Origin of the sequence: Micromonospora chalcea (assembly GCF_002926165.1) — a bacterium.
GTDB classification, from domain to species: Bacteria; Actinomycetota; Actinomycetes; order Mycobacteriales; family Micromonosporaceae; genus Micromonospora; species Micromonospora chalcea.
Window position 1 is genome coordinate 15,055 of the sequence record NZ_MAGP01000131.1, and the last position, 17,950, is coordinate 33,004.

Here is a 17,950-nt window from a genome sequence, read left to right on the forward strand (position 1 = left end):
AGATTGCGCATGGTGCTTCCGGCGCGGCGCAGGCACCTGTGCCGGTGGCCGCCTCCGGCCCGGTGTCGGCGATGTCTGTCACGCCGCCCACGGTCCCGCCTGCCGCATCGGCCCGCAACCCCGCTCCGCACCCCTGTGGAAAACCTGGAATCCGCCGCCCGACCAGACCTCGCCGTGCGTCAACCGCCCCACTCAAGCACACGGAGCGTGACATCACTGTGCGTTAGCCAGTACTGCCGAAAAGAACGCCGCACACTCAAGACAAATAACAACCAATCCGGACACAACGCTCGGAATAGCCGAGCCAAGGAAGAGCACCTCAGTCGACTTTGCTCTGCAGCCTTCGAAGCACTGCTTACGCTTCGTGACAGTTGCGCCCGTGGCTGCAGAGCAAAGTCGGCTGAGGGGCATTACGCCTGCCACCCTGAAAACTACTGTGAGCTACCGCGTCTGGCTGTGGACAACTTGAGGCAACGCACCGCCCGCGGATCTCACCGACGCGCGCCGGCGCGAGCCCGCCCCGGGTCCGACGCCGGGCGGCCGGGCGAGGGTCAGTAGCGCTCGCGCAGCAGCTGGGCCGCCTCGACCGCCCAGTAGGTGAGGATGATCTGCGCGCCGGCCCGGCGGATCGAGGTGAGCGTCTCCAGCATCACCCGCTCCCGGTCGATCCAGCCGTTCGCGGCGGCCGCCTCGACCATCGCGTACTCGCCGGAGACCTGGTAGGCGGCGACCGGGACGTCCACCGCGGCCCGGACCGCCGACACCACGTCGAGGTAGGGCAGCGCGGGCTTCACCATCACCATGTCGGCGCCCTCGGCCACGTCCAGCTCGACCTCGCGCAGCGACTCGCGCAGGTTCGCCGGGTCCTGCTGGTAGGTTCGCCGGTCGCCCTCCAGCGCCGACTCCACCGCGTCGCGGAACGGGCCGTAGAAGGCGGAGGCGTACTTCACCGCGTACGCGAGCACCGAGACGTCCTGGTGCCCGGCGGCGTCGAGCGCCTTGCGGACCACGCCGACCTGGCCGTCCATCATTCCGGACGGGCCGACCACGTGGACCCCGGCGGCGGCCTGGGCCACCGCCATGTCGGCGTACGCGGCGAGCGTGGCGTCGTTGTCGACCCCGCCGTCCGGGGTGAGCAGGCCGCAGTGCCCGTGCGAGGTGAACTCGTCCAGGCAGAGGTCGCTCATCACCACAGTCGCGTCACCGACCTCGGCGACCACGTCCCGGATCGCCACGTTCAGGATGCCCGCCGGGTCGACACCGCCGGAGCCGGTCTCGTCGCGCGTCGCCGGCACCCCGAACAGCATGATCCCGCCGACCCCGGCCTGGACCGCTTCGACGGCGGCCTTGCGCAGCGAGTCCCGGGAGTGCTGGAGCACTCCCGGGAGCGACGCGATCGCCCTCGGCTCGGTCAGCCCCTCCTTGACGAACATCGGCACGACCAGCTCGGCCGGGTCGACGCGGGTCTCGGAGACCAGCCGCCGCACGGCCGCGTTGCGGCGCAGCCGGCGGGGCCGGATCTCGGGGTACGGCATGAGGAGCCTCCTGTCAGCGGAACCTCAGGGCGGTCGGGCCCTGCACCTTGGAGCCCCGGCGCTGCTTCGCCGGCATGGCGGCGAGCTTCTCCCGCAGCTCGACGGCGTAGGCGGCGAGCGCCTCCACCAGGTCGGGCACCGAGGCGTGCGGCGGCTGCACGTCGACCCGCAGGCCGAACTCGGTGGCGGTCTCCGCCGTCTTGGGCCCGATCACTGCAACAACCGTGCGCGCATGCGGCTTCCCGGCGATACCGACGAGGTTCCGCACCGTGGACGACGAGGTGAACAGCACGGCGTCGAACCCGCCCGACTTGATCGCGTCGCGGATCTCGGCCGGCGGCGGGGCCGCCCGCACCGTCCGGTACGCGGTCACGTCGTCGACCTCCCAGCCCCGCTCGGTGAGCCCGGCGGCAAGCGTCTCGGTCGCGATGTCGGCGCGCGGCAGCAGCACCCGGCCGACCGGGTCGAGGACCTCGTCGTGCGGCGAGAACTCGGCCAGCAGGCCCTCGGAGGACTGCTCCCCGGAGGGGATCAGCTCCGGCTGGATGCCGAACGCGCGGACCGCCTCGGCGGTGGCGTCACCGATACAGGCGATCTTGACGCCGCCGAAGTGGCGGGCGTCGAGGCCGTGCTCGGCGAACTTCTCCCACACCGCCCGGACCGCGTTGACCGAGGTGAAGATCACCCAGGCGTAGCGGCCGTCGACCAGGCCCTTGACCGCCCGCTCCATCTGCGCCGGGGTACGCGGCGGCTCGACCGCGATGGTCGGCACCTCGCACGGGATCGCCCCGTACGCGCGCAGCCGGGCGCTCATCACGCCGGCCTGCTCCTTGGTGCGGGGCACCAGCACCTTCCAGCCGTACAGCGGGCGGTTCTCCCACCAGCTCAGCTTGTCGCGGTCGGTGACGGCCGCGCCGACGGTGAGCACCACCCGGCCGGTGAAGCCGAGCGCCGCGGCGACGAAGGAGTCGACAGTCGACGTGGTGGTGTACTGCGTCTCGCCGGTGCCGTCGCCGGTCACCCCCACCGCTGTGGTGCCGTCGACGCCGGCGGCCAGCAGGCCGTCCCGGACGGCGGCCAGGTCACCGGCGTCCACGGCGAGCGCCAGCGAACCCCGGCCCACGGCCGTGGCGAGCGCGTCGAAGTCGAGCGCGGTGACGTCCTCGACGTCGGCGGCGGTGCGTACGCCCGGCAGCGGGACGCCCGCGTAGGTGGCGACGCCCTCGGCCTGGCCGACGCCCGGCACCACCTCGAAGTGCGCCGCGGTACGCGCGACCGCCTGCACCTCCTTGACCACCGAGTCGTGGCCGAACGGGTCACCGGCGACCAGGTGCACGGCGTTCTGCCCGGACCGGGCCGCGGAGATCAGCACCTTCGCCACGTCCCCCGGCACACCCTCGGCGGGGCTGAACTCGGCGTCGGGCCGGGCCTGGGCGCGTACGTGCGCCAGGAGCGACTCGGGTACGCCCCGGTCGTAGACCACCTGGTCGGCCTCGACCAGGGCGTCCAGCGCCCGGCGGGTCAGCAGGCCGGGGTCGCCGGGACCGGCCCCGACGAAAGCGATCTGGCCTACGGGCTTACGGGTGCGGGTCATTCTGTGCTCCCAAGTTGCTGGGTCCCCGGGCCGGCCTGTGCGTCCTGGCCGAGGATCGAGTCGGCGCCGAGTTCGAGGAGTTCGGCGGCGAGTGCCTTGCCGATCTCCGCCGCGTCGGCGGGCGTTCCGGTGCGGGACAGCCGGAGGTCACGCGAACCGTCCGGGCTGATCACCGCACCGCGCAGGTAGATCTCCTGAATCACGTCGCCCTCGTCGGTGGGCTCGCCTTCGGCGAGGACGGCGTACGCGGCCACGGGTGCGCTGCATCCTGCCTCCAGGGTGGCCAGCAGCGCCCGTTCCGCGGTGATCGCGGCGCGGGACGGCGCGTGGTCGAGCAGCGCGAGCATCTCGATCACGTCCTGGTCGTCGGCCCGGCACTCGACGGCCAGCGCGCCCTGAGCGGGCGCGGGCAGCATGAGCATCGGGTCGAGCGTCTCGGTGATGACGTCGGCGCGGCCGATCCGGTTGAGCCCGGCGCGGGCCAGCACGACGGCGTCGAGGTCGGCGTCCGGGCCGAGCACCCGGCTGAGCCGGGTGTCGATGTTGCCCCGGATCGGGGTGACCTCCAACTGCATGCCCAGCGCGTGCAGCTGGGCGATCCGGCGCAGCGCGCCGGTGCCGACGCGGGCGCCGGGGGGCAGCTCGGCGAGCGTACGGCCGTCGGTGGCCACCAGCGCGTCGCGCGGGTCCTGCCGGGGCGGCACGGCCGCGACGTGCAGGCCGGGCGCCGCCGCGGTGGGCAGGTCCTTGTACGAGTGGACGGCGAAGTCGATCTCACCGGCGGTCAGCGCGTCGCGCAGCGCGGACACGAACACGCCGACGCCGAGTCGCTGCACCGGGGCGGTCGACTTGTCCCCGGCGGTCACCACCTCGACCAGCTCGACCGGGCGGCCGGTGGCCGCGGTGAGGGCTTCGGCCACGTGGCCGGACTGGGCCATCGCCAGGGCGCTGCCCCGGGTGCCGAGGCGCAGTGGGGCGGTCATCGCGCACCTCCGGTGGGCGGGATGTCGGCGGCGTCGAACGACGGCCGCCCGTCGAGATCGGTGGCGACCACGTCGGGAACGGTGTCGACCGGGGACGTCTGCGGAACGTCCAGGTCGAACAGCTCGCGCAGCAGCGCCGCGTACTGGTCGCCGCCGGGCTCGGCGGCGAGCTGGCGGACCCGTACGGTCGGCTGGTGCAGCAGCCGCTGGACGACCCGGTGCACGGTCCGGGCCACCTCGGCGCGCTGGTCGTCGCTGAGGTCGGGGCGGCGCTGGCCGACCCGGCGCAGCTCGGTGGCGACCACGTCGTCGGCCCGGCCGCGCAGGGCGGCCACCGTCGGCGCCACGTCGGCGCCGCGCAGCCAGCTCAGGAACGACTCGACCTCACCGGCGACGATCCGGGCCACCTCGGCGGCGTCGGCGGCGGCCGGCCCGTCGGCGAGCACGGCGGCCATCCGGTCGATGTCGACGACCTCGACGCCGGGCAGCTCGGCGACGCCGGGCTCGACGTCGCGCGGTACGGCCAGGTCGAGCAGGACCAGCGGGCCGCGGTCGGCGTCCCGGCGGGCCAGTGCCCGGGTCACCACGTCGCGGGTGAGCACCGGCTCGGTGGCGGCGGTGGCGGCGACCACGACGTCGACGTCGGCGAGCGCGGTGATCAGCTCGGCCATCGGCACGGCGGACGCGCCGTACGACTCGGCGAGCCGGACGGCACGGGCGGCGCCCCGGTTGGTCACGGTGAGCGGGCCGGCGCCCAGCCGGGACAGCGTGGCCACGCCCAGCGAGCCCATCGCGCCCGCGCCGACGATCATCGCGGGCCGCCCGGCCAGCTCGCCGTCGAGCATCTCGGCGGCGAGGTCGAGCGCGGCGGTGACGACGCCTTGCCCGGCCCGGTCGATGTTGGTCTCGGCGTGCGCGCGCTTGCCGACCCGCAGCGCCTGCTGCATCAGCTCGTGCAGCAGGCGGCCGGCCGAGTCGGCGCCACCGGCGGAGTGGTAGGCGTCGCGGAGCTGGCCGAGGATCTGCGCCTCGCCGACCACCATCGAGTCGAGCCCGGCGGCCACCCGGAAGACGTGGTCCACGGCGGCGGCGTCGTAGTGCACGTAGAGGTGCGGGGCGAGCGCCGCCGGCTGGCAGCCGGCCTGATCGGCCAGGACCGCGCAGATGTCGCCGAGTCCGCCGTGGAACCCGGAGACGGCGGCGTAGACCTCCACCCGGTTGCAGGTGGAGACCAGGACGGCCTCGGCGACGTACGGCTGGGCGATCAGGCGGTCCAGCGTCCGGGTGAGGTCGGCGGGCGGGACGGCGAGCTGTTCCAGGGTGGCGACCGGGGCGGTGCGGTAGGACGCGCCGACGACGAGCAGTTTCACGTGCCGATCGCCTCCTGGGTGTCGGTGGCCGCGAGCCCGCCGGGCAGGGCGGTGATGGCGGTCCCGCCGGTGGCGGGGAGCGCGGTCAGCGACGCCTTGCGGTGCTCGTGGAAGGACAGGATCTGCAGCTCGATGGCGAGGTCGACCTTGCGCACGTCGACCCCGTCCGGGACCGAGAGTACGCAGGGCGCGAAGTTGAGGATGCTCGTCACGCCGACGGCGACCAGCTGATCGGCGACCGCCTGGGCGGCCGGGGCGGGCGTGGCGATGACGCCGATCGAGATCGATTCCTCGGCGACCACCTGGGGCAGGTCGTCGATGTGCTGGACGACGAGTCCGTTGATCCGCTCGCCGACCCGGGACCGGTCGGCGTCGAGGAGCGCGGCGATACGGAAGCCGCGGTTGGCGAAGCCGTCGTAGCCGGCCAGCGCGTGACCGAGGTTACCGACGCCGACGAGCGCGACGGCCCGGCACTGGGTGAGGCCGAGCACCGAGGAGATCTGGTCGACCAGGAGCGCCACGTCGTAGCCGACGCCCCGGGTGCCGTACGAGCCGAGGTGGGACAGGTCCTTGCGGAGCTTCGCGGAGTTGACGCCTGCCGCGTTGGCGAGCCCTTCGCTGGACACCGTCTCGTGCCCGGAGTCGGCGAGCGTGTGCAGCGCACGCAGGTATTCCGGGAGCCGGGACACGGTCGCCTCGGGCAGGTCCGGAAGCGCCGGTACGGCACCGGTGCGGCCGGGCGCGCCTGGTTGACGGTGCTGACTCATGAGACTCCGTGCGGTGCGATCCTCGACCAGCGACGGGGGCCGGTCGTTTCGGGACTCCCGCTGGCGACCGAGATTGCCGGCTGTGCTAGCAGGGCGCGTCGGAACTACAGAGTAGGCGCTTGTGAAGAGGTGCACAAATCGCGATCTTGAAAGCTCGCGACGCGCCTTCACCTGCCCCTCCATTCCCGCAAGATCGATCGACCGCCTCCCTTGGCGGCGCGTGGCGATTATTGCTCAATCCCGACTTCCCTGACCAATCGCGCGCGGCTCGTAGCGCTCCGTCACCGGCGTGGCGAGGCGAGTCTCACGTTTTGCAGTAGGGAGAACCCCACCCCCAAGAGGCCAGCGTGCGGGATGGGTCGGCGGGGCACGCGCCCATAGCCTCGAACCATGACCGCCGCACCACTGGCCACCGCGCCCACTCCGCTGTCCCCCGTCCACGGGCTGCTGCGCCGCCTCGCCCGCGACACCACCTACGTACTCGTGGGCTTCCCGCTGGCGATCGTCGGCTTCGTCCTCGCGGTGGTGGGGATCTCACTGAGCGCCGGACTGCTGGTGACCACGCTCGGCCTGCCGATCCTCGCCGGCTTCCTGTACGCGGCCCGCGGGCTGGCCGACATCGAGCGGCTCCGGCTCGCCGCGGTGCTGGACCGGCCCCGGGTACGCCCGGTCTACCGCCGGCCGGAGCCGGGCGCCGGGTTCTGGCGGCGGGTGTTCACCCCGATCCGGGACGCGCAGTCGTGGCTCGACCTGCTGCACGCGTTCGTCCGGCTGCTGGTGGCCCTGCCCACGTTCGTGCTGCTGGTGGTCTGGTGGGTGCTGGCCCTGGGCGGCACGCTCTACGTCGTCTACGACTGGGCCATCCCGCGCGGCGTCGACAACCAGGACCTGAGCCAGCTCCTCGGGATGGGTGACGGCGCCGGCGCCCGGATCGCCCTGAACACCGCGATCGGGCTGTTCGCCCTGTTCACGCTCCCGCTGGTGGCGCGCGGCTGCGCCCGGCTCCAGGCCGGGCTGGCGTACTCGCTGCTCACCGGCGTGGCCGAGATGCGACAGCGGATCATCACGCTGGAGGAGCAGAAGCGCGCCGCCGCCTCGGCCGAGGCGGTCGCGCTGCGCCGGCTGGAGCGCGACATCCACGACGGCCCGCAGCAGCGGCTGGTCCGGCTCGCCATGGACCTCGGCCGGGCCCGCCACCAGCTCGCCGACAACCCGGACGCGGCCCGGCAGACGCTCGACGAGGCAGTCGCCCAGACCCGGGAGACGCTGGACGAGCTGCGCGCGCTGTCCCGGGGCATCGCGCCACCGATCCTGGTCGACCGGGGCCTGCCCAGCGCGCTCGCCGCGCTGGCCGCCCGGGCGCTGGTGCCGACCGAACTGGTGGTGGACGACGACCTGGGCACCGCCGCCGGCCGGCTCGACCCGGGGCTGGAGAGCACCGCGTACTTCGTGGTGGCCGAGGCGCTGACGAACGTGTCGAAGCACAGCCGGGCGAACGCCTGCCGGGTGGAGGTCACCCGGAAGGTGGGCCGGCTGGAGATCACCGTCACCGACGACGGCGTCGGCGGCGCGCACCTGGCCAAGGGCCACGGGCTCAACGGCATCGCCGACCGGGTCCGGGCAGCCGGCGGCACGCTGGAGGTGACCAGCCCGGCCGGCGGCCCGACCCGGGTCCACGCCGAACTACCGAGGTGACCCGGACCACCGGGTCGGGGCGTGATAGACACCGGACCCATGCGGGTGGTGATCGCGGACGACGCCGTACTGCTCCGGGAGGGGCTGATCCGGCTGCTGACCGAGTACGGGCACGAGGTGGTGGCTGCCGTCGGTGACGGTGACGCGCTGGTCGAGGCGGTGGTGGCGCACCGGCCCGACGTCTCGGTGGTGGACGTGCGGATGCCGCCCTCACACACCGACGAGGGACTGCGCGCCGCGGTGGAGGCCCGCCGCCGGGTGCCGGGTACGCCGATCCTGGTGCTGTCCCAGTACGTCGAGGTGTCGTACGCCGACGACCTGCTGGACACCGCGGGCGGGGCCGGCGGCGGCATCGGCTACCTGCTCAAGGACCGGGTCGCCGCGATCGACGAGTTCCTCGACGGCCTGGCCCGGGTGGCCGCCGGCGGCACCGTGCTCGACCCGGAGGTGATCAGCCAGTTGCTGGTCCGGCGGCGGCGCGACGACCCGCTGGCGTCGCTGACCCCGCGCGAGCGCGAGGTGCTGGCGCTGATGGCCGAGGGCCGCTCGAACACCGCCATCGCCCGGGCGCTGGTGGTCAGCGACGGCGCGGTCGAGAAGCACGTCCGCAACATCTTCACCAAGCTCGACCTGCCGCCGGACGCGACCACGCACCACCGCCGTGTCCTGGCCGTCCTGGCCCACCTGCGCGCCTGACCGGGCCGGGTCAGGCGAGCGTGCGGGCCAGCGTCACCGCCTCGGTGAGCGTGTCGGCGGCCGGGTGGCCGCTGCCGCGCAGCCGGTCCGGGTCGGACAGGCCACCGGTGTAGAGGACGCAGCGGGCGCCGACCGAGGCGGCCGCGTCGGCGTCGTCGAGCGAGTCGCCGATCAGCACCACCTCGTGCCCGCCCAGCCCCAGCTCGGCCAGGTGCTTCTCCAGCCACTCGGCCTTGTGCCCGCCGCCGACTGTCGCACGCAGCCCGTCCACCCGGCGGAAGTGCGGCGTCAGCCCGTACGTGTGCACCGTCGGCACCAGCTCGTCGTGGAACCACATGGACAGCAGCGACTGGCTGCCTTCCCAGGACTCGATCGCGGTGGTGGCGTCGGCGGCCAGGGCGCAGGTGGTCAGCCCGGCCCGGTAGGCGTCGTGGAAGACCCGGTCCAGCGTGCCCAGCACCTCGGCGTCCACGGCCCGGCCGAGCATCTCGGCGTAGTAGTCGGCGATCGGCCGCCGGAACCGGACCCGGTGCTCTGCCGCGGTGACCGCCGGCCCGCCGGCGCTGGCGAAGGCCACGTTCGTGGCCTGGACCACCAGGTCGAGGTCGTCGAGGAGCGTTCCGTTCCAGTCCCACACGAGGTGGCGTCGCATACCCGTCACCCGAGCACTCTAAGGCTAGAGCTGCGGCGTGGTCAGGTCGCGCAGCAGCCGGTCCTCCTCGACCCGCCAGTAGCCGTGCTCCTTGCCGTCGAGCAGCACCACCGGCAGCCGGTCGCCGTAGTCGCGCTCCATCTCCAGGTCGCCGGTGACGTCCCGCTCCACCCACCGGTCGCCGGTGACCGCGACCACCCGGTCGAGCGCGGCCTTCGCGTCGTCGCACAGGTGGCAGCCGGGCCGGGTGATCAGGATGAGCCTCGGGTCACTGGACATCGGATACCTCCGTGCGGATCTCGGTCGGCGACGCCGGCGACGGCACCACGGGCGCCGGGCGCAGCTCGGTCTTGCGCACCTTCCCGATCGCCGAGTACGGCAGGCTGTCGACGAACTCGACGGCGGTCGGGCACTTGAACCGGGCCAGGTTACGCGCGCAGTGGGCGAGCAGTTCGTCAGCCGTCACCGGCGGACCGGCCGCCCGGACCACGTACGCCCGCACAGTCTCGCCGGTCCGCGGGTGCGGCACGCCGAGGACCGCCGACTCGGCCACCCCGGGGTGCGCCTGGAGCACCAGCTCCACCTCGTGCGGGTAGACGTTGAAGCCGTTTACCAGGATCAGCTCGCCGAGCCGGTCGACGAGGAACAGGTCGCCGTCGCCGGCGGCGTACGCGACGTCGCCGGTGGCCCACCAGCCGTCCGGGTCCGGCCCGCCCCGCCCGTCCGGCCAGTAACCGGCGAACAGGTTCTCCCCGCGTACCACGATCTGCCCGGGGTCGGTGCCGGCCAGCTCGTCGGAGAGGTCCATCTCGTCCTCGTCGGGGGCGTCGGCGGGCGCGCCGTCGCGCCACAGCTCGACGCCGTCGGCGCCGGTCAGGCGCAGCTCGACGCCGGGCAGCGGACGGCCGATCGAGCCGGGTTTCGGCTCGCCGCCGACGAGCGTCGACGTGAGCACCGGCGCGGTCTCGGTGAGCCCGTAGCCGACGTGCACCGGGTGCCCGGTCAGCTCGGTGAAGCGCGCCCCGACGGCCGGCGGCAGCGGCGCCGCGCCGCACACCGCGACGCGCACCGAGGCGAGCGCCGCGGCCGGGTCACGCTCCGCCTCGGCCCAGGTCAGGAACATCGACGGTACGCCGACGAGCACCGTGACCCGGTGCCGGGCGATCTCGTCCAGCGCCCCGGACGCGCCGGGCTCGTCGACGAGCACACCCGTCGCGCCGTGCCGCACCACGGCGCCGAGCACCGTGTTCAGCCCGTACGCGTGGAACAGCGGAAGGGCGAGCAGCACGACGTCGTCGGGGCCGACCACCGGCGGCTCGATCCGGTCGGTCTGGTCGTGGTTGGCGGCGAGCGCGCGGTGCGACAGCATCGCGCCCTTGGGCCGTCCCTCGGTGCCGGAGGTGTAGAGCAGGACGGCGAGGTCGTCGCCGGCGCGGGCCGGGAACCCGTCCGGCCCGGTGTCGCCGCGTACCGGCGGCGCGGTGTGCACGGCGCGCAGCCCGGGCAGCTCGGCGCGGTCCACCCGGGCGGTCACCTCGGGGGCGCCGACCAGCACCGTCGCGCCGGAGTCGGTGAGCACGTGCCGCAGCTCGCGGGCGGTGAGCGCGGGGTTGACCGGTACGGCGACCAGGCCGGCCCGGAGCGCGGCGAGGTAGGTGACCACGAAGTCCGGGGTGTTGCCGAACGCGACAGCCACCCGGGGCGGATGTCCCGGTCCGGCGGCCGGCGGCGCGTCGGCGAGCAGCGCGAGCACGGTGGCGGTGACCGCGTCGTCCAGCTCGGACCAGGTGAGCGTCCGCTCGCGCCAGCGCAGCGCGGCCCGGTCGCCCCGTTCGGTGGCGGCCCGGCGGAGCCGGTCGGCGAGGTTCGGCGCGGAGCTTTCGGCGGCGTCCTGCACGGTGGCTGAGTCTGGCACAGCGGCGTCCGCCGGACCATGCCCGGACACGGCACCGGGTCCGCCACACGGGACTGGGAATGCAGTACGGTGGGATTCCCGAGCGCGGGATAACGATCTCCAGCGGCACGAGCCGAGCGACGCGGGGCGACCCGTGCGAGCCGCCCTCGCGACACGCCGAGCGGAAAGAAAATCTGCTCCGACCAGGACTTTCCACTGCGGACCACGATCCGGCGCGAAAGTCAACCACACGCGACGGACAACGGGTCCGCCATTCGTGCGATCCGGCGGGAAATACTTCCGCTCTGTGTAACGGACTTGCCACGCGTGGGTGACGTTGGCCCTATCATCACTCGGGTCGGCTCACCCCATTTGCCGTGAGTCGACACCCCTCAGCCCGAGGAGGCCCCCGTGCCCGTCAGCGCATTGGACCAGCACCTCAAGGGGATCTGCCGCCCGTCGGCACGTCCCGACCCTGCCGCGCCCGGCCGGGTTCCACCCGGTCCCCCGGCACCACAGTGGCGCCCGGTGCGGTCGCTGCCCACTCGGACCGGGGAGGCGCGGTGACCACCTTCGGTTACGCCGAACGGCCGGCCGGCGTCACCGGCCCGACCCAGCGCAACCCGCTCAACGAGCGCGCGGACCCGCCTCCACGCAGCGCCGAGAGCCAGCTCGCGGTACGCGGCGAGGGGCGGCGCGTCCGCAGCCGCGCGCACCACACGAACGAGGCGCCGGCGCGTCCCGCGACGCCCGGCGGCAACGCGAAACCCGCAGCCGGCCGCCTCGGCAGCCCGGCCCGCCCGACCATGCCGGCCCAGGCCCGGCGCGGTGACGCGGCCACCGGCGCGGAGCCGTCCGCCGCGGAGACCGCGATCCTGCCGGCGGTGACCACAGGCGACACCGCCGTCCTGCCCGCCGTGCCGGCCGCCACGCCCGCCACCGGATTCCCCAGCCGCCCCGACCCGTCCGACCCGGCCACCGAGGTGTGGACGCTCGTCGAACGCGCGCAGGCCGGCGAGTCCGAGGCGTTCGGCCTGATCTACGACAGGTACGTCGACACCGTCTTCCGGTTCGTCTACTTCCGGGTCGGCAACCGCCAGCTCGCCGAGGACCTCACCTCCGACACGTTCCTGCGCGCGCTCAAGCGGATCGGCAGCTTCACCTGGCAGGGGCGCGACCTCGGCGCCTGGCTGGTCACCATCGCCCGCAACCTGGTCGCCGACCACTTCAAGTCGGGGCGCTACCGGCTGGAGGTGACCACCGGCGACGTCCTCGACGCCGACCGGGAGGACCGCGGTCCGGAGGGCAGCCCGGAGGCGGCGGTGGTGGAGCACATCACCAACGTCGCCCTGCTCACCGCCGTCAAGCAGCTCAACCCGGAGCAGCAGGAGTGCATCGTGCTGCGGTTCCTCCAGGGCTTCTCGGTGGCCGAGACGGCCCGTGCCATGGGCAAGAACGAGGGCGCCATCAAGGCCCTCCAGTACCGCGCGGTACGGGCCCTGGCCCGCCTGCTGCCCGACGGCTTCCACTCCTGACCGGCAGCCACCGTCCCGTTTCCTCACCGGCGCCACCGCCGGGCGCTGTCGCGTGCCCGACGCCCCACGCGGGCCGATCACTCTTGGTGATTTCGCCGCCGTCCCAGCCGTAACCGGCGACCGGCGCGGTCCGTTTCTCCGGGTGCGACCAGTGGTTGTCCCGGCGTCCCCCGGGCCACCCGGTCCGGCGGGTCGGGTCGGCCGTTCCGGTCGACTCGGTGCCACACGCTGCCACCGGTCGCTGGTGACGACGACGGCCGCCCGGCCGTGACCAGCGAGAGGGGGTGCCGCGGTGGACAGCGACCTCTTCTCCCGTCGGCGGGCCGAGCGCTTCGCGCAACTCCTCGACGAGGCCAACGGCGGACGCCGGCACCACGTCCGGTCCAATGCGGACGGTGAACTCACCGCGCTCGTCGAGGTGAGCCGCCGGCTCAGCGCCGAACGGCCCGACGTCGAGCCCGGCGCCGAGTTCCGCACCGGACTGCGGGCGATGCTCGTGGCCACCGCCGAACGTGAGGGCGTCGGCACTCCGGCCAAGACCACCACCGGGGTACGCGGAACGCTGCTGCCCGCGATCACCGGACGTCGGGCGCGGGCCCGGGGCGCGATCCTGGTCGGCGTGGCCGCCGGCGCGGTCGCCCTCTCCGGCATCTCCGCCGCCAGCGAGAACGCGCTGCCCGGTGACGCCCTGTACGGCATGAAGCGCTCCACCGAGCGCGCCCAGCTCGCGCTCGCCAGCTCGGACATCAGCCGTGGGCAGCTCTTCCTCGACTTCGCCCGCACCCGGCTGGACGAGGCCGCCTCGGTACGCGGCGACCGGCTCGGTTTCAGCGCCGTCCTGGACGACATGGACGCGGACACCCGGCAGGGCGTACGCCTGCTGACCACGGTCGCGGCGCAGCGTTCCGACCCGGTGGCGCTGGACGCGGTGGACACGTTCCTGGCCGGCCAGCGCCGGGTGGTCAGCGGCCTGCTGGACCGGCCCGACCACGCCGCGCGGGACCGCACCCGCCGCTCGCTGGCGCTGCTCGACGCGGCCGGCAAGCGCGCCGACGCGCTGCGCGAGGCGATCGCCTGCGGACTGCCCGCGCCGCAGGCCAGCGACGCGCTCGGGCCCGCCCCGGCGGCCTGCCCGGCCGACCGCTGAGCGCGGACGCCGACCGCGCCACACTTCTCCCGGCGGACACCCACCCGTCACACCGTGCCGGATACGCTCGACGCGGAGGGCGTACGCGGTCGTCGAGGCAGGGAGGTCACCGTGGCCGGAACCCGGAAGGTGACCGTCAGCACCGACGCGCACGGACACACCACGGGCTGGTCGGAGGCCCCGTCGGCGCCCGCGACCACGATCCCGCCGGACCCCACCGCCGCCGCCTTCTTCGACGTGGACAACACGATGATGCAGGGCGCCTCGATCTACTGGTTCGCCCGCGGGCTGGCCGCCCGGAAGTACTTCACCACCGGTGACCTGGCCCGTTTCGCCTGGCAGCAGGCCCGGTTCCGGCTGCTCGCCACCGAGCATGCGGGCGACATGTCCCAGGCCAAGGAGGCCGCGCTCGCGTTCGTGCAGGGCTGGCGGGTGGACGACATCGAGCGTCTCGCCGACGAGATCTTCGACGAGCTGATGGCCCCGCGCATCTGGGCCGGCACCCGCCGCCTGGCCCAGCGTCACCTCGACGCGGGCGAGCGGGTCTGGCTGGTCAGCGCCGCCCCGGTGGAGATCGGCCGGGTGATCGCCGCCCGGCTCGGCCTGACCGGCGCGATCGGCACGGTGGCCGAGGTGGTCGACGGCGCGTACACCGGGCGGCTGGTCGGTGACCTGATGCACGGGCCGGCGAAGGCCGAGGCGGTGACCCAGCTCGCCGCCGTGGAAGGGCTGGACCTGGCCCGCTGCGCGGCCTACAGCGACTCGGCGAACGACCTGCCGATGCTCTCCGCCGTCGGCCGTGCGGTCGCGGTGAATCCCGATCCGGCGCTGCTGCGGCAGGCCCGCGAGCGGGGCTGGGACGTGCGCGACTTCCGCACCGGGCGGCGGGCCGTACGCATCGCCGTGCCCTCCACCGCCGCCGCCGGGCTGCTGGCCGGCGCGGTCACGGCCGGACTGGCGCTGCACCGGCGCCGCCACCGCGAGGCCTGAGCCGGCGCGCGTTCGCTCAGGGCCCGAACGGGTCGGGGCGGCGTTCGAGCAGCTTGTGCAGCGTCTGCTGGATCGTCTCGCGCACCTGGTCGGCGAGGTTGAACACCACGAGCGGGTCGTCGGCGGAGTCACGCAGGTGCGCGGTCGGGATCGGCGGGCAGAACTCGATCAGCCACTTGCTCGGCAGCGGCACCATGCCCAGCGGCCCGAGCCAGGGGAACGTCGGCGTGACCGGGAAGTACGGCAGTTTGAGCAGCCGCGCGAGGGGCTTGATGTCGGCGAGCATCGGGTAGATCTCTTCGCCGCCGACGATCGCGACCGGCACGATCGGCGTGCCGGTGCGCAGCGCGGCGGAGACGAATCCGCCCCGGCCGAAGCGCTGGAGCTTGTAGCGGTCGGAGTAGAGCTTGCCGACCCCCTTGAAGCCCTCCGGGAACACGCCCACCAGTTCGCCGTTGCCGAGCAGCCGCTCCGCGTCCGGGTTGCAGGCGACGGTGCCGCCGGTCTTGCGGGCTATCTCGGAGACGACGGGCATCCGGAAGACCAGGTCGGCGCCGAGCAGCCGCAGGTAGCGGCGCGCCGGGTGCCGGTCGTGCAGCGCGGTGGAGAGGATCAGCGCGTCGAGCGCCACGGTGCCGGAGTGGTTGCCCACGACCAGGCCCGCGCCCTCGGCCGGTACGTGCTCGATGCCGCTGACCTCGGTGCGGAACCAGTCCCGGTAGAGCAGCCGGACCAGCGGGTGGACGACCGCGTCGGTCAGGTCGGGGTCGAAGCCGAACTCGTCGACCTCGTAGTCACCGGCGAGCCGCCGCCGCAGGAACGCCAGGCCCTGGGCCACCTTGCGGTCCCAGTGGTCGCCCGGCCGGTCGGCCACCGCCGGTCCGGGCGGCGTGTCACCGGCCGGCGCGTCGCTCACCGGGGCCGGCTCGGCGACCGCTTTCTTCGCCACGGCCTTCTTCGCGACCGTCTTCTTGGCCACGGTCTTCTTGGCCACCGTCTTCTCGGCCGTCGGGCGGTGCGCGGCCGGACCCGGGGCAGCCGACCCGGCCGGGGTGCCGGGCTCGTCGGCGGAGGTGTCCGGCTCGACCGGCGCGGCCGGGCGGGCGGACGGCGCGGTCACCCGGCGGTGTCCGTTGCGCCGTGCCGGCTCCGCGCCCGGCCCGGGCACGTCCAGCGGTACGTCGTAGCGCGCGTCGCGCCGCTCCTCCGGGCTGGTCACGAACGCTCCCGTACGGTCGAGCGGACCTGCCGGATGCTCTCCAGCACCAACCGCTCGGCCGCGGCCAACTGGTCCCGGGTCACCACGACGCCGCCGTGGTGGGCGCGGATGAAGTCCTCGAACGCGGCGGCGGTCGAGCGGGGCGTGAAGCCGAACTCCCGCTCCAGCCGGCTGGTGTCCACCACCCGGCCGTGCACGAACAGGTCCACCTGGTCCAGGCCGTACCGGCCGAAGCCCAGGCTGCGGGCGATCGCGGCGACCCCGGCCAGGCCCGGTTCCAGCACCGGCACCGCCACCCGGCCGGCCCGGCGGATCGCCTGCGACAGCGACAGCACGCCCGGCCCGGCGACGTTGTACGTGCCCGGGTGGTCCTCGGCGACCGACCGGTGCAGCACCTCCAGCGCGTCGTCGAAGTGCACGAACTGCAGGCGGGGGTCACGGCCGAAGACGGTGGGCACCACCGGCTGGGAGAAGTAGCGCGTGAGCGTGGTGTCGGCGGCGTAACCGATGAACGGCGCGAAGCGCAGCACGGTCGCGGTGACGTCGGGCCGGCGGCGGCGGAACCCGCGGACGTACCCCTCGATGTCGAGTATGTCGCGGCCGAAACCGCCGCGCGGCACCTCGCGCGGCTCGGTCTCCTCGGTGAAGACGGCCGGATCGCGGAACGACACCCCGTACGCGGCGGTGGACGATCGGACCACGAGCTTGCGCAGCCGGGGCGCGCGCTGCGCGGCGGCGAGCATCTGCATCGTGCCGATGACGTTCTGTTCCTTCATCGCCGACCGGCCGCCCTGCTGCGGGTCGGGGGAGGTGACGAGCGCCAGGTGCACCACGGCGTCGACGTCGAGGTCGGCCAGGAGACCGCCGAGCGAGTCCAGGTCGAGACGGACCCGTTCCACGTCGGTGAGCAGGTCGGCCAGCTCGGGGTTGGGCGGCGCCGGATCGACCCCGATGACCCGCTCGATCCGCGGGTCGGCGGCGAGCCGCGCGGCGACGTGCGCGCCGAGCCAGCGACCGACCCCGGTCACGACGACGACCCCCGGGGCACCGGAGGTGTCACCGGGGGTCATGTCGTGCGCCTTGCGCGGCAGGCGGGATCGAGCCGGGACGTCCACGGCCTGATCACCTGAGCCTCCGAGGGTCGACAGTTGGCAAGTGGTGCCGGGTGCCGGGCCAGTGCCCGGCCCCGGTCACTTGCCGAGACGGCGACGCTGGACGCGGGTCTTGCGCAGCAGCTTGCGGTGCTTCTTCTTAGCCATGCGCTTGCGGCGCTTCTTGACCACCGAGCCCATACGACAGCCTTTCGATGCAACGTTCGGGGCGGACCGGAAGACACCACCGCCGGTGGCGTCTTGACCGCTTGCGGACAACGGACCGGACCAGCGTGGTGGGCAGGGCACACCAGAGGGCGATCACGGTCGTGGTCCAGCCTAACCGGAGTGCGTCAGCAGGACCAACGCGCCCCCGTCGATGCCCCTTTTCGTCGCACTCGGCGGACCGGCCCGCCGAGTGCTCAGGCGGACTCCTGGAAGGCGCCCCGGAGGTATTCGTGCACGGCGTGCTCGGGCACCCGGAACGAGCGGCCGACCCGCACCGCGGTCAGCTCACCGCTGTGCACGAGACGATAGACAGTCATCTTGGAGACCCGCATGACCGTCGCCACCTCGGCGACGGTCAGGAACCTGACATCCGACAGCCGTGCGTCGGACTGCGACCCGGCCATGGCTCACCGACCCATTCCCGTGCCCGGCGCGTGTCACCGGGCAGGTGCTCCCGCCTCGACGAGCGACGCGCGTGTAACCAGTACGGTAGCGGGACGGCTGTGACCTGCGCGATCCCTTCCACCCTTTGATCATGGCGGGACAGCCGTTCA

General features: G+C 73.8%; 17 protein-coding genes. 5 read left to right on the plus strand and 12 right to left on the minus strand.

Going from position 1 to position 17,950, the window contains the following annotated elements:
• Positions 1–551 precede the first annotated feature (551 nt).
• From hemB to BAW75_RS21295, 5 genes are read right to left on the minus strand one after another with little or no spacing between them, the layout of a single operon-like run.
• On the minus strand, positions 552–1,535 hold the full coding sequence (gene hemB / locus BAW75_RS21275) for a porphobilinogen synthase (protein WP_043328097.1): 984 nt from the start codon (positions 1,533–1,535) through the stop codon (positions 552–554).
• Between the two features lie 13 nt (positions 1,536–1,548).
• A complete protein-coding gene (locus BAW75_RS21280) occupies positions 1,549–3,129 on the minus strand; it encodes a bifunctional uroporphyrinogen-III C-methyltransferase/uroporphyrinogen-III synthase (RefSeq protein ID WP_030502883.1) in 1,581 nt (526 codons plus the stop codon).
• Entirely contained in the window at positions 3,126–4,112 is a 987-nt protein-coding gene (gene hemC / locus BAW75_RS21285; protein ID WP_104114671.1) for a hydroxymethylbilane synthase, read from the minus strand. The genes BAW75_RS21280 and hemC overlap by 4 nt, the downstream gene beginning before the upstream one ends.
• On the minus strand, positions 4,109–5,482 hold the full coding sequence (locus BAW75_RS21290) for a glutamyl-tRNA reductase (protein WP_104114672.1): 1,374 nt from the start codon (positions 5,480–5,482) through the stop codon (positions 4,109–4,111). The genes hemC and BAW75_RS21290 overlap by 4 nt, the downstream gene beginning before the upstream one ends.
• Positions 5,479–6,249: a redox-sensing transcriptional repressor Rex gene (locus BAW75_RS21295; protein ID WP_104114673.1), complete on the minus strand. Its 771-nt coding sequence runs from the start codon at positions 6,247–6,249 to the stop codon at positions 5,479–5,481. The genes BAW75_RS21290 and BAW75_RS21295 overlap by 4 nt, the downstream gene beginning before the upstream one ends.
• Before the next feature lie 390 nt (positions 6,250–6,639).
• Here BAW75_RS21295 and BAW75_RS21300 point away from each other — a divergent pair, with 390 nt between their 5' ends.
• Positions 6,640–7,944: a sensor histidine kinase gene (locus tag BAW75_RS21300; protein ID WP_104114674.1), complete on the plus strand. Its 1,305-nt coding sequence runs from the start codon at positions 6,640–6,642 to the stop codon at positions 7,942–7,944.
• Between the two features lie 39 nt (positions 7,945–7,983).
• A complete protein-coding gene (locus tag BAW75_RS21305; RefSeq protein WP_030502878.1) occupies positions 7,984–8,640 on the plus strand; it encodes a LuxR C-terminal-related transcriptional regulator in 657 nt (218 codons plus the stop codon).
• A gap of 10 nt (positions 8,641–8,650) precedes the next feature.
• Here the strand turns inward: BAW75_RS21305 and BAW75_RS21310 are convergent, their stop codons facing one another.
• Genes BAW75_RS21310 through BAW75_RS21320 form a run of 3 tightly spaced genes read right to left on the minus strand, consistent with a single transcriptional unit; the run spans position 8,651 to position 11,237 of the window.
• The gene (locus tag BAW75_RS21310) at positions 8,651–9,292 is read right to left on the minus strand and encodes an HAD family hydrolase (RefSeq protein ID WP_104114675.1); all 642 of its coding nucleotides are present in this window, start codon (positions 9,290–9,292) and stop codon (positions 8,651–8,653) included.
• A 24-nt stretch (positions 9,293–9,316) separates the two neighbouring features.
• Entirely contained in the window at positions 9,317–9,571 is a 255-nt protein-coding gene (locus BAW75_RS21315; protein WP_013288752.1) for a glutaredoxin family protein, read from the minus strand.
• On the minus strand, positions 9,561–11,237 hold the full coding sequence (locus BAW75_RS21320; RefSeq protein WP_104114676.1) for an AMP-binding protein: 1,677 nt from the start codon (positions 11,235–11,237) through the stop codon (positions 9,561–9,563). The genes BAW75_RS21315 and BAW75_RS21320 overlap by 11 nt, the downstream gene beginning before the upstream one ends.
• 512 nt (positions 11,238–11,749) lie before the next feature.
• On the opposite strand from BAW75_RS21320, the gene BAW75_RS21325 reads away from it, so the two are divergent.
• From BAW75_RS21325 to BAW75_RS21335, 3 genes are all read left to right on the plus strand, one after another.
• Positions 11,750–12,721: an ECF subfamily RNA polymerase sigma factor, BldN family gene (locus BAW75_RS21325; RefSeq protein WP_043328086.1), complete on the plus strand. Its 972-nt coding sequence runs from the start codon at positions 11,750–11,752 to the stop codon at positions 12,719–12,721.
• Positions 12,722–13,013: 292 nt separating this feature from the next.
• Positions 13,014–13,868, plus strand: coding sequence for a DUF5667 domain-containing protein (locus tag BAW75_RS21330; RefSeq protein ID WP_104114677.1), 855 nt, complete (start codon positions 13,014–13,016; stop codon positions 13,866–13,868).
• Between the two features lie 111 nt (positions 13,869–13,979).
• Complete coding sequence (locus BAW75_RS21335) at positions 13,980–14,858, plus strand: HAD family hydrolase (protein WP_043328083.1); 879 nt, start codon at positions 13,980–13,982, stop codon at positions 14,856–14,858.
• Between the two features lie 16 nt (positions 14,859–14,874).
• Here the strand turns inward: BAW75_RS21335 and BAW75_RS21340 are convergent, their stop codons facing one another.
• From BAW75_RS21340 to BAW75_RS21355, 4 genes are all read right to left on the minus strand, one after another.
• Positions 14,875–15,774, minus strand: a complete 900-nt coding sequence (locus BAW75_RS21340; RefSeq protein ID WP_104114688.1) for a lysophospholipid acyltransferase family protein — start codon at positions 15,772–15,774, stop codon at positions 14,875–14,877.
• A 299-nt stretch (positions 15,775–16,073) separates the two neighbouring features.
• Positions 16,074–17,147, minus strand: coding sequence for an NAD-dependent epimerase/dehydratase family protein (locus tag BAW75_RS21345; RefSeq protein WP_064446676.1), 1,074 nt, complete (start codon positions 17,145–17,147; stop codon positions 16,074–16,076).
• A 120-nt stretch (positions 17,148–17,267) separates the two neighbouring features.
• Positions 17,268–17,369, minus strand: a complete 102-nt coding sequence (locus BAW75_RS21350) for a 30S ribosomal protein bS22 (RefSeq protein WP_007465623.1) — start codon at positions 17,367–17,369, stop codon at positions 17,268–17,270.
• A 221-nt stretch (positions 17,370–17,590) separates the two neighbouring features.
• On the minus strand, positions 17,591–17,800 hold the full coding sequence (locus BAW75_RS21355; protein WP_013288759.1) for a helix-turn-helix domain-containing protein: 210 nt from the start codon (positions 17,798–17,800) through the stop codon (positions 17,591–17,593).
• Positions 17,801–17,950: the final 150 nt, after the last annotated feature.